This window comes from Bradyrhizobium sp. 197, assembly GCF_023073375.1.
Taxonomy (GTDB): Bacteria; Pseudomonadota; Alphaproteobacteria; order Rhizobiales; family Xanthobacteraceae; genus Bradyrhizobium.
Genome location: NZ_JADPJJ010000026.1, coordinates 1 through 15962 on the forward strand (window position 1 = coordinate 1; position 15962 = coordinate 15962).

13 protein-coding genes are annotated in these 15962 nt (G+C 60.4%); 5 read left to right on the top strand and 8 right to left on the bottom strand.

All coding sequences use genetic code 11. The features are described from left to right. The coding region (locus tag IVB27_RS06350) for a DUF1254 domain-containing protein (RefSeq protein WP_247442204.1) at positions 1-697 on the bottom strand (697 nt) is incomplete at its 3' end. Positions 698-2282: 1585 nt separating this feature from the next. Here IVB27_RS06350 and IVB27_RS43540 point away from each other — a divergent pair. Continuing rightward, positions 2283-2399 carry a hypothetical protein gene (locus IVB27_RS43540; protein WP_502917830.1) on the top strand — a complete coding sequence of 39 codons (117 nt, stop codon included), beginning with the start codon at positions 2283-2285 and terminating at the stop codon, positions 2397-2399. Positions 2400-2464: 65 nt separating this feature from the next. Here the strand turns inward: IVB27_RS43540 and IVB27_RS06355 are convergent, their stop codons facing one another. Further along, positions 2465-2668: a CsbD family protein gene (locus tag IVB27_RS06355; protein ID WP_247442206.1), complete on the bottom strand. Its 204-nt coding sequence runs from the start codon at positions 2666-2668 to the stop codon at positions 2465-2467. 36 nt (positions 2669-2704) lie between these two features. On the opposite strand from IVB27_RS06355, the gene IVB27_RS42950 reads away from it, so the two are divergent. Beyond that, positions 2705-2833, top strand: a complete 129-nt coding sequence (locus IVB27_RS42950; RefSeq protein ID WP_256468292.1) for a hypothetical protein — start codon at positions 2705-2707, stop codon at positions 2831-2833. Between the two features lie 1362 nt (positions 2834-4195). Beyond that, entirely contained in the window at positions 4196-5530 is a 1335-nt protein-coding gene (locus IVB27_RS06360) for a transposase (RefSeq protein ID WP_247442208.1), read from the top strand. Between the two features lie 328 nt (positions 5531-5858). Here the strand turns inward: IVB27_RS06360 and IVB27_RS06365 are convergent, their stop codons facing one another. Both IVB27_RS06365 and IVB27_RS06370 read right to left on the bottom strand, forming a co-directional pair. Continuing rightward, on the bottom strand, positions 5859-6656 hold the full coding sequence (locus tag IVB27_RS06365) for a tetratricopeptide repeat protein (RefSeq protein ID WP_247442210.1): 798 nt from the start codon (positions 6654-6656) through the stop codon (positions 5859-5861). Positions 6657-6679: 23 nt separating this feature from the next. Next, positions 6680-7300, bottom strand: coding sequence for a FecR family protein (locus tag IVB27_RS06370; RefSeq protein WP_247442212.1), 621 nt, complete (start codon positions 7298-7300; stop codon positions 6680-6682). Between the two features lie 295 nt (positions 7301-7595). Here IVB27_RS06370 and IVB27_RS06375 point away from each other — a divergent pair, with 295 nt between their 5' ends. Together IVB27_RS06375 and IVB27_RS06380 are read left to right on the top strand one after the other, a co-directional pair. Then, entirely contained in the window at positions 7596-9812 is a 2217-nt protein-coding gene (locus IVB27_RS06375) for a VCBS domain-containing protein (RefSeq protein WP_247442214.1), read from the top strand. A gap of 828 nt (positions 9813-10640) precedes the next feature. Beyond that, positions 10641-11399, top strand: coding sequence for a ThuA domain-containing protein (locus tag IVB27_RS06380; RefSeq protein WP_247442216.1), 759 nt, complete (start codon positions 10641-10643; stop codon positions 11397-11399). Positions 11400-11688: 289 nt separating this feature from the next. Here IVB27_RS06380 and IVB27_RS06385 read toward each other — a convergent pair whose 3' ends face one another. From IVB27_RS06385 to IVB27_RS06405, 4 genes are read right to left on the bottom strand one after another with little or no spacing between them, the layout of a single operon-like run. Next, positions 11689-12774, bottom strand: a complete 1086-nt coding sequence (locus IVB27_RS06385; protein ID WP_274535508.1) for a response regulator — start codon at positions 12772-12774, stop codon at positions 11689-11691. Positions 12775-12831: 57 nt separating this feature from the next. After that, on the bottom strand, positions 12832-13197 hold the full coding sequence (locus tag IVB27_RS06395; RefSeq protein ID WP_085394089.1) for a response regulator: 366 nt from the start codon (positions 13195-13197) through the stop codon (positions 12832-12834). Beyond that, positions 13194-14789, bottom strand: coding sequence for a HAMP domain-containing sensor histidine kinase (locus IVB27_RS06400; RefSeq protein ID WP_247442218.1), 1596 nt, complete (start codon positions 14787-14789; stop codon positions 13194-13196). Before IVB27_RS06400 ends, IVB27_RS06395 begins: the two co-directional genes overlap by 4 nt. Then, entirely contained in the window at positions 14773-15786 is a 1014-nt protein-coding gene (locus tag IVB27_RS06405; RefSeq protein ID WP_247442220.1) for an ABC transporter substrate-binding protein, read from the bottom strand. The genes IVB27_RS06400 and IVB27_RS06405 overlap by 17 nt, the downstream gene beginning before the upstream one ends. Positions 15787-15962: the final 176 nt, after the last annotated feature.

Below are 15962 nucleotides of genomic sequence, written 5' to 3' on the forward strand. Positions count from 1 at the left end.
GGCTGAGCGAATAAACTTTCAGGTTCTTCTTTACGTTATCCACGCCGGGCTTGGGATCGCCGTCCCTCAAGAAGGTGCGGAAGAACAGCAGGTTTCCAATTGTGCGCGGACGCGCAACAAAATACCCATCGGGGACCGCGCCCGTGTAGCCCGGCGGCAGCAACAGGTACTTGCCTCCTTTACCTTTATCTGGACCGGTGATGCCAACATCGCTAACCCACCGGAACCAGGCGTCATCGATCGGGCCAAGTACCTCTGGCGGGATCTCCACGACCAGCGGACCATCCTTCGTGCTCAGATAGAGCAAAGTGTAGGGTGTGGTTGTATTGGCAGTAAGGAACAGCGACTTGGCGTTCAAAAGTTGCTCTGAGATCAAAACAGTCTGATTGACGGATCCAAACTCGGCGAAGCCTTTAAGAAACGCTTCAATCGAAACGGCGGGCAACGCAGCAAGGTATGCTTGAACGCCGCGTTGAAAATCGAGGTTGTCGTAGACCTTCGCCGCTGTAGCTTCGTCGGGGAAGCCATCAATAAATTTGAGTGTACCGATCCGCGTTTCGACCGTGTTCGGCGTTACGAGGTACGGAGGTGTTTCGGTGGTCATCTTCATCTTGGGCGACTGTGCGTGCGCCGGCGTACCTGCGCACAAAAATAGCAAAGTGACGGCTCCGAACTTCAACGCACTGTGAAAGTTCATGTTGGGCACTCCGTGAAGGTCGGATTTGCTATGACTAAGGCGTGCAATTTCCCACAAAGCTGAAGTGGCGACCCCGGCGCCTCGATCAATGAGTGTAGCAAAGACGCGCGCTCGTACAATGCGATTTCGGCGGCGGCAATGTCCGGTTCGGGCCATTTGCGTCAATTTGCCCCCTCCTTCCTGATGTCCGGTCTGGCCCAGACTGCCGACGTGCCGGACACGAAGGCGATCTTCCCCTTCGGGCCAAGAGCACAAGCCGGAGTGCAGAGCCCGCTCACGAGGCGGCCTTACTCTTTGTCCTCGGTCCAACTTTGCTCACCGCACTGGCACTTGAATATGCGGACGATCCCCCCGGTCTGGGGATTGAGCATCTTCATTAGATGCCCTAAAGGAAGCCCATGGCGCGTTCTAAGGGTGCTGTCCGATCAGCCTCGATCAGGCCATCTCGTTCTCCGTCCCTGCCGCGCGCCGCCGCCAGATCCCGGCAGATGCCGCTCCAAGCGCGCGAGTTGTCCGTTAAGGCGCGCGAGTCAATTGAGGTGTCGGCGGAGATTCCTGATGATCTCGCGCAGGTCGTCCGCATATTCCCTCGATGATGCGTCGAGCCTCCTCCAAGCGCGAAGGCTTGGGCTCTGGCGCCTCTCTATGCGGGCCTGGCTCGTCCGATTGGCTCATGCCCAAAGGCTCGCCGAGAACCACCGTTGAGTGTTGAGATGGATCAAAGAACGCCGGACGGACACTTGGTCATCCAAGGTTCAGGAAGGAACGTCTAACGTTGGTTAGCGGGGATAGGCTCCGCTGGAGTAGCATGGATGAAATTCAAGCTTACACTTGCCGCACTCACCGTTCTCGGTGGCGCCGCATTTTCATTTGCAACGGCATCGGCAATGCCAGTTGCTCCGCTCGGACAATCAACGTGGTAGCCTTGGTGTGCGGCCGGCACGGATGCGTCCGAACTCGCCCGGTCTATCGACCTGCCTATCGCCGCGGCGTAGTCGTCGTTCGTCGGCCTTATGCCCATCGATACTATCGGCGCTACTGAGCTTCGTTCACGGGAAAAGCCCCGCCAGCGTAAGCAGCGCACAGGAAGAGGCTGCCAACTGAGGCGGCTCCTGTTCCATTGGGAAATTTACGGGCGGACTACTCCGGAGGCTGCACCCCGGGCGAGCTGAGCCATTCGGTCATGTGAGCGCCGACCTCGACATGTCGGGCTCTGCGCAGCAAGGCTCCCCGCTGCGCTCCAAGGGAGCTTCTTGGCTTTTTGTTGGTCGGCATCTAAGCGCGAAGTGTCCTAATCCTCCAGCCCGATTGTCCTAATTAGGACAGCACCCATTTGCGTTCCTCTGCGCCGACTGGGCGAACTTGCCATAGCCTGCTCTGAGGACGATAATCGACATTGTTAAAGGTAACTCGCTCTCGCTTCTCCAGCGCACCCGCCTTTTGGGTTTGCGTCGCCCTCGTCCCCATTGCAGTCTGGAGCGCTTGCGGCGACCTCTAAACGACGTTGTCCTGATGGACCTGACGGCGACCGAACGCGACTTCTTGAACCGCTTGGCTTTGGAATCCTGGGCCAGCCCGCCGCTATTTGAACCATGAGCTCGTCGCCCGCCTGGTCGAGCTTGGGCTCGTCGAGGCCGAACCACTCGCCTCGGGTGAAGTCGAATACACGATTACCTCGGCGGGCCGCGCTGCCTTGTCCTGATCCGCGCTGTCTGTGGCCCCCGCGCTGCCCACGGAGACCCCGCCAGACTGTTGTGCCTTTGCCGGTCACCACTTCTGGCGTTCGTACCAGTCGTTCACTTCTTTCGTAGCCTGATCCTTTGCGTAGCCGTATCGCTGTTGCAAACGACCTTCTAACTGGTCTTGCTTGCCGGCAATTACGTCAAGATCATCGTCAGTGAGCTTGCCCCATTGCTCCTTGACCTTGCCCTTCATTTCTTTCCAATTGCCCTCAACACGATTCCAGTCCATTAGCTACCTCCTTCGGAGATGTGGGCTGGAAACCAAATGCCACTTCGTTCGTTCCAGGGCTCGATGCGGCATATGGACTTCGCGATCGAACTGGGCAGGCTGCACGAGAGCGGCACCTATGTGCGGCTGCTGCCGCCAGGCGCGGACCTGTTCCCGCGTCAATAAAGCAGCATCGCCGTTAGCCACGCCGCCAGCGAGGCGCACAGACCAATTCCGAGATAAGGCAATAGGAGGAGGCGCATCGGGCTTTCCCTCCGAGACGCGAATATGCTGTCAGCATCGCATGTCGGGCCATCAGGAGCCACGAATCTGAAGTTGTGGGGCGCCGGCGCCCACACGTCGCGCGCGCTTAGGCGACACCCGGCCGGTACGGCGCCGAGGTTCGGCAGAATTTCCATTGGAACATCGAACACGGTCTATCGGCGGCATGGGGCCATCGATAGCCTTAAAGACGGCCCCGGCGCTGGGGGCTTTTGGGGTCGTGGAGGCCGGGGCCGCTGGAGGCGCTTGAGCCTTGGAAGGCTAAGCAAGGCGAGCTTACTCTCAAGCCAAGCGGCTGTTCTGTTCGCTTCCGCACATTCGCGATACTGTTCCGATCAGGAACCGCACAGGGGAGCCGCCGGACTCAACCTGGTTTTGCGCTGTGAGAACAAGTGGTCACGACCAGCATGGTTCGGCTGCATTGCCAATCTTGTCCCAAAGTCGGCTCAAACACTCCGCGAGGAGTACCAATTGCCATAGTGGTGCCAGCCGCCACCAGAAGAACGGCCGTCAAAGCGAGCGTTCGAGAGGTTGTCCAATTAAATTGCATGGCGCTTCCCTCCAGTTGAGGCGGGCACGCTATCCTGGGTGATACCTGCCGCCTGTGAACTACATCACACGGCTTCCTCAATGCTCATCACAACCGGGTGCAGGAGGCCCGCCAGCATGAACCGCGACCATCCGTAAATTTCCCGAGGTCAAAGAAAAACCCGCCGACCTTGCGAGCCGGCGGAGTTTATTTGAGATTGTTGGCAATCGGCGGGCACCGATCACTGGATTAGGTTAGCAGAGTCGCCAACACAGCGCGAACCCGGCGGGCCATTGTTTTATCACTGGAGCCGCCAGCGGTGCGTCATCAGCCGCTGCCGATCTCGCCTCCTATGCGGCCCTTCATTTGCTAAGCTCCTCGTGCTTGCGGCGTCTACGGCATGTACTCGTTAAACGGCTGGCCGCCTGATGTCCGGTTTACCGCGAACAGCCGCCGAAGAGCGAATGGTCTCCGAGGTCTCAGATGGGCCGATTCTGTTGAAAAAGTCGGCTGTTGCGGCGCAGATAGATCAGTGATTCAGCCTGTCTAGTTGGCAGGACTGAAGATCATGATGGGGGTCGGCAAGTCGAGCAAGCCGCTTTGTTCTATGAGTTCTCACTTGAGAACCATATTCCCGCCGATCACCTGCTCAGGTCGATCGACAGGTTTGTTGACCTCGGAGAGATCAAGCGGGACCTGGCACCTTTCTACATCGGCCTTCGATCGATCCGGAGCTCATGATCCGGATGCTGCTGATCGGTTACTGCTTCGGTATCCGGTCAGAGCGGCGCCTGTGCGATGAGGTTCACCGCCTACCGGTGGTTCTGCCGGCTCGGTCTCGAGGGGCGGTGCCGGATCACTCGACATTCCCCAAGGACAGGCACGGCCGCTTCCGGCAAAGCGATCTCTTCCGACGCGTGTTCGAGTGCGTGTTGCGCCGCTGCATCGAGGAACGGCTGGTCGGCGGTGAAGGGTTTGCAGTCGATGCGAGCTTGATCAAGGCCGATGCCAATCGGCAGAAGGGCATCGAAGGCGACAAGGGACTTCCGCCGGCGGCGGCCGGACGAGCCATCGATGAGTATCTAGCTGTCCTCGACGATGCAGCCTTCGGGGCAGCGACCGAAGTCACCCCCAAGTTCGTGTCGCCCTCCGACCCGGCGGCGCGCTGGACGGGGGCTCACGGTCGCCAAGCCTTCTTCGCCTACTCCACGAACTACCTGATCGACGTCGAGAACGCGATCATCGTCGATGTTGAGGCGACTACGGCGATTCGGCAGGCGGAGGTGCTGGCTGCCAAGTGCATGATTGAGCGCTCGCTCGAACGGTTCGATCTCTATCCAAGCCGGCTCCTCGGTGACAGCGGTTATGGCTCGGCCGAGATGCTCGCCTGGCTGCTCTATGAGCACGGCATCGAGCCCCACCTTACAGTGTTCGACAAGTCGGCCCGCACAGACGGGATCTTCTCGCGCGACGACTTCACCTATGACCATACCGGAGACGTCTATCGTTGCCCCGATGGCAAAGTTCTTACCACGACCGGAACGCTGGTGAATGAGGGTGCCACCATGCTTTACCTGGCCAGTAAGCGCGATTGTGATCGCTGCGCATTGAAGCTCCGGTGCTGCCCCACGCAGGCCTCACGGAGGGTGCCACGCTCGATCTACGAGGGCGCTCGCGACATGGCGCGCCAGATCGCAAGATCATGGGAGGGTCGCACTTCTCGTCGGCTCCGCAAGAAGATCGAGATGCTGTTCGCGCACCTCAAGCGCATTCTCAAGCTCGATCGCCTGCGACTAAGGGGTCCGAACGGCGCGCGACGAGTTCACCCTCGCAGCCACCGCCCAGAACCTCCGCAAAATGGCCAAGCTGATCCCAATGCCAACCCCAAGGCTCTCATAAGAACTGGTGAGCCCTTCGTCCGCATCGCAACTCGTACCATTACAGCGAACTACTTCGGGCCTTTTTCAACGGAATCGGCCAAGAGCGGACGTTGTGCATTGAACGTTCGAGATGGATCGCTCCTTTGTGGCGAAGTCTTGCGATCACTAAACTATTTTTCGCGGGCGAGATGATCAGCAATCGCACCAAGGATGAGGCATAAAACTGGGTCGTGATCGAGTTGTCGTGCTGGGAGCAAAACACGGGAATGGGCGTGAGAAGCCCGCAAAATCGCGCTAAGGACATCGCTTTCGACGTAGCCCCGATTAGCGGAGCTAAGGCTCGCTGGGTACGCTGAGGGAGCTTGCAGCAGCTCTTAACGAGTTTGGCATTCCAACTCCACGAAAGGGTAAATGGCCGCGATTCAAGTGCAGCGCGTTGTGCATCGCCTGTAGCTATGAGCCACAGCGCGAGCGTCGCGGCGGCGATGGCATTCTCCGACGGGCACGCGTTGAGGACGGATTACCGTACGCCGTAGCGCGCGAATTCCTCGGCGATGTCGCTCCGGACAGCTTTCGCGGCCACGACATCGGCTTCTCCCGAAACCGTCTCGCCTCTGCGGATCTTCGCCAGGCCACGGCCATATAGCGCTGCGGCAAACGCGGGGTCGATGCGCAGTGCGGCGTCGTAGTCGACGATGGCCGCGTCGGTCCGTCCGGCCTTGAGGTGGGCGAGCGCGCGGGAATCGTAGGTCGCGGCCGTATGCGCGCCCGACCCGATCGCCCTGTCGCAGGCTTCCACCGCGCCTTGCGGATCGCCCGTACTCGCCCGGATCCAGCAAAGGCCGCTCCAAGCCCCTTCCATGTCGGCGTTCAGACGAGTCGCCGAGGCGTAGTCGCTTTCGGCGCGTACAAGATCGCCCTTCTTCAGCCAGACCTCGGCGCGGTTGACGAAGGCGCCGGGGTAGGCCGGCTGGAGGACGATGGCACGGTCGAAATCCTCCATCGCGGCATCGTAGTCGCCCGTTCTCAGTCTCGCCGCGCCGCGGTTGTTGACAGGCTTGGCGAAGGTCGGATCGATGCCGATGGCGGCGTCGAAGTCGGCGAGGGCGCGGTCGTAGTCGACCTTCGCCGCGTAGGCGATACCGCGGTTGTTGTGGGCGATGGCCAAGGCCTGTGGGCCGCCACGGCCGGCTGCGATGAAGGCAGAGCAGGCCTCGATCCTTCGGTCGGGCGACGAGGCGGCATTGCAGAGCTCGACGTTCCGGAATTGACTTTCCGGCGTCTGCGCCGATCCGGGGACGGCCAGCAGCAGAATCATAACGGGCGCCGTCCCGAAGACCTTCAACATCCCCGGCAAATGCCGAGAGCGCGGTCGGCCCTCCGCTGCCGGGGCGGCGCAACGACCGGACCGGTCTTCCGCTTCATGACGGCGTCCTTGCCCTCCTCGATCAGCGTGGCGAACTTGACCGTGCCGTCGTCCGAGATCTCGATGTGGGGCGTGGTGCCCCGGATCCCCAACGTCGCCACCGGCGTGTCCACCTTCATGCTCCCGGTCTTGGCGATGCTGCCGGCGACGAAGGTGAAGGTGCCTCTGGTCAGGCTGATCAGGGTTGAATTGTCCTTGCCGTCCGGATCGTAGACGAACTCGTTCATTTCCATGCTGGCGTTGCTCGACAGGCTGAAGGAACTGCCGTCGGCAAAATTGATGCCGAGGCGGCCGTCGGCGCCGGTCCTGACGACGTCGCCCCGATAGACTGGATCGCCAACCTTCGCGCCGGCCCCGTCATCGGACAGTCTCGCCTGCACAACCGCGGCATCGATATGCTCGATCGCTGCCTTGCCAGCGACGGTCACGACCTTGCCGATCGGCTTGACGTCCTGCGCCCGAACCGGCGCAGGCGGACACGCCACCGCCACGAGCAAAAGGCCGAGAAGTCCTGCGACCGTCCTTTGTCCGCGCATGCGTCCGCTCCCATCCGTGAAGAGCCCGCTTCGGCGGAATGATGGCAGAGCCGCGCCCGGCACACCATACCGCATGTTGCCACTGCCACGTTTTAGTCGCAGCGGACGATGGTCCCGACCGCTCCGCGCCAACAAAAGAGCGCATTTGCGCGCACCCACTCAACATTTCGTGAAGGGGTCTCGGGACGACAAAGCGTAGTCTGGTGCGCGGAACCGGACACCCCGGCGGTGGACTCACACCCGACCATGGGTCCGGCCGCTTCAACGGAAGCGGGCAGCATGCGAGGCGTTCAGGATGTCGCTCGCACGTGTCTTCACCGGTCTTTGGCCGGCGCAGAACCAACGCAGTCCGCCGTCCGTCCGCGGCGGGCGCGCTGTAGAGTCGGCGGTCGTCGCGAGACTCGGATGGGCCGGAGGGCTGTCCTTCGTCGCGTTGATCCTTTCGGCTCTGAAAGAAGCGTGGGCCGCCGATCCCGATCTCGCCTTGTTCGACGACGCCTCCATCACCTACAAGGACTTCGAGCATGGCACCTTCGAACTCATCACGAAGGAGCCGGTGCCGCGCCACATCATCGTGGACGATCCCGGACAGACGGTCATCCTGAGCAAGACCGGATCGTCCGTCACCTTCGCGCAGGTGGCCAACAACGCTTCGCGGATGGACGACCTGCGGAGCCAGCAGCAGGACGTGCTCGACAACTACGCGAAGGACCATGGGCCGTCCGGATCCGGTACGCCTCCGGGCGAAGCGGTCGATCAGACGCTTCAGCCGATCGATTTCCAGGCGCCGGACGAGCCCAGTCCACAACATGCCCTTCCCGGGCTGGTGGTGCCGGCCAGATTCGCCCCGGATGGGCCATTGATCCATTCGCCACCGACACTGACGCTCGGGTCGGGCCCGGTCGAGATCGACACAGTCGCGTTCGATGAGTTCTCGGCCAACAGCGGCAGCTTCTCGGCCACGAGCTTCGGCTCCGGCACGACCGCGACCTTTGGCATCGCGGGCGGCGCGATCGGCCCTTTCGCCGTAGCGGGCGCAAGCTACGACGTCGAGAAGGCCGGCTCCTTCGGAATCCTGTACTTGAACAGCGCGACCGGCGCCTACGCCTACGTACCGAACAACGATGCCATCAACGCGCTGAAGGCGCCGAACGCCGACAGCTTCACGATCACGGCGTCCGACGGCTTCGCCTCGGCGAGCCAGACCTTCACGATCGACATCGCCGGCACCGACGACGCGGCGGCGATAAGCGGCGGGACCGGTGGATCAGTCGCTGCGGTTACCATGGACGCCGCCACGATTGCGGCGGCGTCCAAGGCGTACGACCCCCCGACCGCGAGCGGCAAGCTCACCGATACAGATGTCGACGATCCGGCCAACACGTTCACGGCCGTGAGCTCTCCGCATGCCAGCGACAAAGGCTATGGCAGCTTCACGATGACGTCCGACGGGCACTGGACCTACGCGCTGGATCCCGCCAGCGCCGCAGTGCTCGCGCTTACGGCGTACCAGACCCTGATTGACACCTTCACCGTGACCACGATCGGCGGCACGCCGCAGGTCGTCATGGTGACCATCCAAGGCGCCGACGATCCGGCCGTCATCTCCGGGGACACGCATGGTCGCGTGGTCGAAGCAGGCGGAGTCCAAAATTCCGCGCAGGGCGTCCCAACCGCGTGCGGCCTTCTGACCGCCACCGACGTCGACGGCCCGTCGAACGCGTTCGATCCCGTCAAATGTCCAGAGCCGAGCGACCATGGTTACGGCAGCTTCACCATGACCGCGGACGGGCACTGGACCTTCGCGCTCGACAATGGCAATTGCGCTGTGCAGGCGCTGAACGCAGGTCAGTCGCTGACTGACGATTTCACCGTGAGGGCCGCGGACGGTACGGCACAGACGGTGACGGTCACCATGGAGGGCGCCAACGACGCCGCGGTCGTCTACGGCGATATTTGCGGACGCGTGACCGAGCCAAGCAATTCCTGCGACCCCCCGCCACGTGCCAGCGGCACCTTGTCCGAGAGGGACGTCGACAATCCCGACGACACCTTCACGGCGACGACATGTCCGCAGGCGAGCGACCACGGCTACGGCAGTTTCACGATGACGACCTGCGGCACGTGGACATACGTGCTCAACCCCGAGAACCCCGAGGTCCAGGCCTTGAGGCCTTGCGACGCGCTGACCGATACCTTCACCGTGACCACGATCGACGGCACGCCGCAGATCGTGACCGTGGTCATCCAGGGCGCCGACGACGAAGGCTTTCACAACCGGGCCGAGCCCGCGTTCCATTTCGAGGCGGGTGCGGAACAGCAGCATGCCAGCTCGACCGCCCCGGCGGTCGTTTCCTCGGTCCGCGTCGCCGAGCTCAATCCGGAGCACGATTCCGCCGCGGCCGCATGGCCCCATCCGGCCGATGCGGCGCCGGCGGCTTGGCATTTCGGCGAGCAGGAGGCTGCTGGCCAGGCCGGACACCTACCCTTCCAACACGATCTGGTCCTTTGAGAGCCGCCAACACCTTGGTCGCGTCCGGCGGATTGGCGTTTTCCGGAGGCGCTCCCATCGTTGCGCCGATCACATTCACGGACCCGCACCGCCATCAGATGCACGGCCATCAAGAGGCATGAATGGGCGCAACTTCAAGTCCGCCCCAAGCACCATGAATGAGTCATTGTAACCTCCAAGGTCATCCTCGGAATGCGACAGGAGCAGCACTTGCAGAATTCCCGATGTCCGTTCCGGGTCACAGGCCGACTTCCGAACCGACTCGAGCCTGGGTCGGCTTATATCCTGAAGGCAGACATAGCGGCCCTGTAAGTGAAGGTCGGCAACGGGCCAACAACGGAAGTAGCCTTCTTACGCGATCACCTTGTCGGCGAGCGCGAGAAGCGTCGGCGGGATCGTAAGGCTGAGCGCCGTTCTCTGGGTAATTCTCACGGGCTCGCTCCGGGGTTGCTCCGCGGATTCCAGTGCTTCACGAGCGAGAAAAACGTGTTTCGCCTCATGGGTTGGAGTAAACTGCCTATCTCAATCTTGTGCGGCGGACGGCTCGACCGACGGCGCACGGCTAACGTAGCGGCCGACGTGACGGTGGCTATAGCCAGTGGATGGGTGCGGCCAAGTGTGCGTGTGAATACGATGGATATCTCTGCCTGGCTGCGCGGCTCAGCGTCCGATTTATCCCCGACACGCCGACGTCACGATGGCTTAAGCGCTTTTCGGTTAGGGCCAGCAGCGTTGCATAGGACGTCAGAGGGCGATGCCCCAGGGCCGGCGCTGGGGTGATCTGTGCTAGGCTTCTTCAACACATGGTTGGTTTTGGCGGAGGCGATTGTGAGGCGACGTGACTTCATCGCGCTCCTCGGCGGCGCGGCGGCAATCCGACCACTGGGCACGCATGCGGAGCGTCCGCCAGAGCGCATCCTCTATTTCACATACTCCGCCGGCTACCGGCACGATGTCATACCGCTTTCTAGGGTAGTCCTGACCCAGCTCGGAAGCAATTCGGGTGTCTTTGAAGTCACTGCAACGGAAGACACGTCTGACTTTTCTACCGAAAACCTCGCGCACTACGCAGCGGTGATGTTCTACACAACCGGAGAACTTCCGATGAGCGACGCGCAAAAGAGAGCTCTTCTGAACTTTGTACGCTCGGGCCGCGGGTTCCTCGGTGTTCATTCGGCGACGGACACATTCTACACTTGGCCAGACTATCTCGATCTGGTCGGCGGCTACTTTAATGGTCATCCTTGGCATCAGGCCGTGAACATCGAGGTCGTTGATCCTGGCGATCCCCTGGTGGCTTTTCTCGAGAATTCGTTGCAAGTCGAGGACGAGATCTACCAAATCAGCGACTTCGATTATCGTGGATCACGCGTGCTCCTGCGCCTCGACCCAAGCTCGGTGGACCTTGGCAAGGCCGGCGTACATCAACGATTCTATGGCTGGCCTCTCACCTGGACCCGATTCTACGGCGAGGGACGAGTATTCTATTCGGCGCTAGGCCACGAGCCGTCAGTTTGGCAGGACGGCCGCTACCAGCGAATCCTCACGAACGCTATCCTCTGGTCTGTGCGAAGGTCGCCCTCGTAGACACCGCGGCACTTCGCATTTGCGCTACCGCCGGATTCGTAGGCTGGTGTCCGTGCCAGAGGTTCGGACCGTCTTGGTCTGCGACTTCCGCTCCGGGTCAAAAAGCGGCCTAAGCGCCTATGCCCCCAATTGGCCGGCTTAGGGCCACAAGCTGACAAAGCTGATCCGTTCGATCGCTTTCGCGCGGGTCAAAGAAGCTCAGGGGGCGTAGCCCTTTCAGGTAGTTAGCGGAATCAACTCTGGTCGGCCGGACAAGAGCCGGACCTCTAGCCGGGCCGATTCGAGCGGACTAAGTCATCTCAAGGACGTTGTATGCCGCTATCGGACGATGCAACCCCTTGAGCGTCAGTTCACCCACGGGCTCCGCGGTCACCCTCGCGTCAAGCGCTTCCCGTACCTTGCTATCGACGAGAATCTGACTGTCGCGCGCCTCCGCGCAAAGACGGGCAGCCAGATTTACCACGGTTCCGATCGCGCTGTACTCAGAACGTCCCTCAAAACCGATAGGTCCGAGGGTCGCATATCCAAATGCAATGCCGACTCCAAATCCAAGTTCGTGTCTTGCACGCCGCCATTTATTCGATAATTCCAACAGGCGGCTTCGCATCGCGATAGCCATTTGGACAGCTCGCTTGCATGGATCTGTACAAGGAATCGGATCGCCGAAAATCACCATGATTCCGTCGCCCAGGAACCTCTCCAACGTGCCTTCAAACTCGTGGACAAGGGAGCCTAAGGTGGCATGATATTCCTGCATCACCGCCATCACCTCTTCGGGCTCGGCAATCTCTGCGAACGCCGTGAAACCTCGAAGGTCACCGAAGACTATTGTCACCTGTCTGCGGTGGCTCGCTAACGGCTCATATGTCGATGAAGAAAGAATCAATTCCGCTATCTGCGGCGAGAGAAAGCGCTTTAGACGGCTGACCCGTTCAATTTGCACAACCTGCTCCGCAACACGCTGCTCGAGCGTTCTATTCCACGCGGCGAGTTCGATCGCCTGAGCTTCAACTCGGTCATGTAACTCCTTAATGCGTAACATGGAACGAACACGCGCAACGAGAGCGGCATGGTCGACTGGCTTGGTCAGATATTCGTCGGCACCCGCGTTAAGTCCAGTGACGACATCCTGTGAGTCGGTTCGCGCGGTCACCATGATGATTGGAACAAATCCAAGCGTCGTATCGACCTTCAGTCGCCGGCAGACCTCAAAGCCATCGATCTTCGGCATCATGACGTCGAGGAGGACAACGTCCGGCGCGACTTCGCGCACGACCGCGAGCGCCCTCTCGCCGTTTTCAGCCTCCATGGTCTGATAACCCTCGGCGTCGAGGCGAGCTGTAAGAAGGCAGCGGTTCGTTTCGTTGTCATCCACGATCAAGATTCGGGGTGGGACATGCATCTCTGCTCCACGTCAGCATGCGCTGGAACTTCATGTCAGGTATCGATTGATCGTCTCAAGTAGCTTTCTTGCGCTGTAGGGCTTTGCGACATAGGCATCGCAGCCTGCCGCGCGTGCCTTTTCTTCATCGCCGCCAAGCGCATAGGAGGTAACGACGATGATTGGAATATGGCGGAGATCTGACTGCGCCTTTATGCGCCGTGTCGCCTCGTATCCGTCAAGAATAGGCAGTTGGATATCCATAAGGATCAGGTCCGGGCTTTGGGTTCGCGCCGCCACGAGCGCTCCTTCGCCGTCGTGCGCCTCGATCATTTCGTAACCGACGCTTGTAAGCAGATCGCGCAGAATCTGCCGATTGTCCTCCTGATCCTCGACCACCAGTACGCGCTTGCTCATGTCTGCATCGCCTGCTGCTCGAGCCGAGCCGGCACCAGAAAAGAGAATCTCGCCCCGTGGCCGAGGCGGGATTCTATCCAGATTCGACCACCATGCATCTCCACAATGCGCTTTACGATGGCGAGCCCCAATCCCGCGCCTCCTTTCGTCTTGGTGATCGAGTTATCCACCTGCTGGAATTCCTGGAAGATTCTGACCTGGTCGACTGAGTCGATGCCCGGTCCCGTGTCCTGAACGGAAAAGACGTAGGAATCTCCCCTCGTTTCCACTTCTATCCGGACCTCTCCCGCGTCTGTGAATTTGATCGCGTTACCAACGAGATTGAACAGGGCCTGAGCGAGCCTGCGTTCGTCTCCTCGCGCCGGCGGCAAGCCAGGCGGAACAGCAATTCTCAAACTTAGTTTCTTCTCCGCGGCGAGAGACTCAACGGAGGTATGAACAACGTTTATCAATTCCTCTACCGAGTAATCGGTCAGAGAAAGTCGAAGCTGTCCGGCTTCAATCTTGGAGAGATCGAGGACATCGTTGATGAGCCCGAGCAGATGTCTGCCGTTTCGTTGGATGCGTTCGACGGCGGATCGCATTTTCTCCGGAGGATTGCCGTATATGCCGTCGAGCATGAGCTCTGAAAAGCCGAGTACTGCGTTCAGTGGCGTCCGCAACTCATGACTCATGTTTGCGAGAAATTGCGATTTGTGACGGCTGGCCTCCTCAAGACTTCGGTAGAGCTGCTGCAGCTCTCCGCAGGTCGAATTGACGTGCGCCGCAAGCTCCCCGAGTTCGTCCCGATTGGGAAGGTCGATACGCTGGGCGAAATCGCCAGCGGCTATCCGATTCAGTCCGTCATGAATGATGCGCACTGGTTCGATCACAGACCGGGAGATCGCATGTCCCAGGACCAGCGTAAGCACGAAGCTTGCGAGCGCGACCCCAGCGACAAGTATCTGAGATTTGGTGTAGGTTTGTCGGCTCGCATCTATCCCGGCCACCATGTCCGCTTCAGCCCGGTTGACCAATTGATTGGTCAGTCGTTCGAGCTTGTCCGCGAGAGGCCCGAGCTCCGCGAGTTCGCTCTGTTTGGCCTCAGCCCCTCGCCCGCCGCGGATGAGATCGACGATGTGTGAAACGACGGCAATAAAGCGCGCATATTCTTCGCGCACCTGGTTGAGCAGCGCCACCTCGTCCTTTGCGACGAACGAGACACGGTCAAGGTCGTACCCAAACTGGTTGATCTGCCGCAGCACAACTGCCAATGTCGTTTCGTTCGGAAAGGCGAGCGCTGTGGATACGCCATAAAGTTGTCGAAGCGTATTGTGCTGCATCTGCCGATATGCCTCGATCTTCTGCTGCAGGCCAACAACCTGGTTCGCCCGCTGGTCCGCTTCGCGGAGCGAAAGGAGGCCGATTAGCCCAACCGAGACCAAGAGCATTTCGATGACGAAGAAGGCCATCAGCAATTTCGTGCGCAACGAGGGGCGCAGCTCAAACCCGAGAAGACCGCTCTTCGCTGACGTCTCGTCGCCACTTCCTCGCGACGTTGCAGGGAGCGGGCGCTGACCAAGAAACGACGTCGAATCAGCTTCCAAGTTCACGTCGAACCTCGTTCAGGAACCGCCAGTCGGCTGCGTCCGCGATAATCTTTGTAGGATTCGATTTCAGCATCCCCGCTTCGCGCAGGCGAAGAGCGTAGAAGCGGATTGTGTCTTCGGGATCAAACTCGCGCCAGCGGTTGTACGGCACATCCGCGAGCGTCTGAGCCGCATAGTCGTGGCGAGGCGTGAAACCCCCATCAACCATTCGCTGCGCAACAAGGGCCGGCGCGCTTACGCACAAATCCGTCGCCCGAAGCATGGCGCGAACTACACGTTTGGTGACGATGGGATTTTTTCTGACGAACTCCCGATTCCCCGCCAACATGCAGCAAAAGTACTGCGACCATGGGCGATCCTGCGCACTGTTGACGATTACATGCCCGATGTTCTTGGCACGCAGACGCTGTGGCTCCGGAGGGAAGCCAAGGAACGCGTCAATCTTACCCTCAGCAAATAACTCGATCGGTTTGACCGACGCACTGGTCACCCACTCGATATCCTTGGCGGGATCAAGTCCGACAAGCGTCGCCATCGCGCTGATGAAAACGTGCGGGCTACTGCCAACCCCCTGCTGGCCGACGGTTCGCCCCTTCAGATCGGCAACGCTACGTATGCCTTCCCTGGCGAACAGCTCGAAGCAGCCGACATGAACCCCAGCCACAACAGTAATGCTCGCGCCTCGATCGATCTCAAGAAGAAGCGGGCCGGAGAAATGCAGGGTGAAATCGATGTCGCCCTTCGCGATTGCTCTGGTTTGCTCCACGCCGGCGTCAGATTCGACGTAAACGACGTTTGTAAACCCCTCGGCATTCAAGAGGTCGCTCACCACGTACTGCGGAGCGATACAAATGCTTGCGTTCTTCGCAAGGCGGATTGTCGTGGTCTCTGGCGGCGGAGTGGACTCTTCGGCCTTCAGGCGCGCCGCAGCGATCCCAAACAGGGCAGTGGTAGCGGCACAGGCCCCAGCCAACAGCAAGTCGCGACGGTTCGTATTCATCGGGACCTCCTCGAAAACGCTTTAGCAGTCTGCTGAAAAACCCCCTCGCCAGGGAGGGGACTTGATGATTCACTTCGTCATCTCGAATCGGCGGAGACGATCATGCGCGGCAGGTTTACGGATCAGGGCGGCCTGTTTTCGTACATCGCGCCGGATAAACGTGTGCCAGCGAACCA

Coding starts and splice junctions, on each gene's coding strand:
- IVB27_RS42950 (WP_256468292.1), top strand. CDS start 2,705: ATGCCACTTCGTTCGTTCCAGGGCTCGATGCGGCATATGGACTTCGCG.
- IVB27_RS06395 (WP_085394089.1), bottom strand. CDS start 13,197: ATGAGCAAGCGCGTACTGGTGGTCGAGGATCAGGAGGACAATCGGCAG.
- IVB27_RS06375 (WP_247442214.1), top strand. CDS start 7,596: ATGTCGCTCGCACGTGTCTTCACCGGTCTTTGGCCGGCGCAGAACCAA.
- IVB27_RS06405 (WP_247442220.1), bottom strand. CDS start 15,786: ATGAATACGAACCGTCGCGACTTGCTGTTGGCTGGGGCCTGTGCCGCT.
- IVB27_RS06360 (WP_247442208.1), top strand. CDS start 4,196: ATGATCCGGATGCTGCTGATCGGTTACTGCTTCGGTATCCGGTCAGAG.
- IVB27_RS06365 (WP_247442210.1), bottom strand. CDS start 6,656: ATGATTCTGCTGCTGGCCGTCCCCGGATCGGCGCAGACGCCGGAAAGT.
- IVB27_RS06370 (WP_247442212.1), bottom strand. CDS start 7,300: ATGCGCGGACAAAGGACGGTCGCAGGACTTCTCGGCCTTTTGCTCGTG.
- IVB27_RS06355 (WP_247442206.1), bottom strand. CDS start 2,668: ATGGACTGGAATCGTGTTGAGGGCAATTGGAAAGAAATGAAGGGCAAG.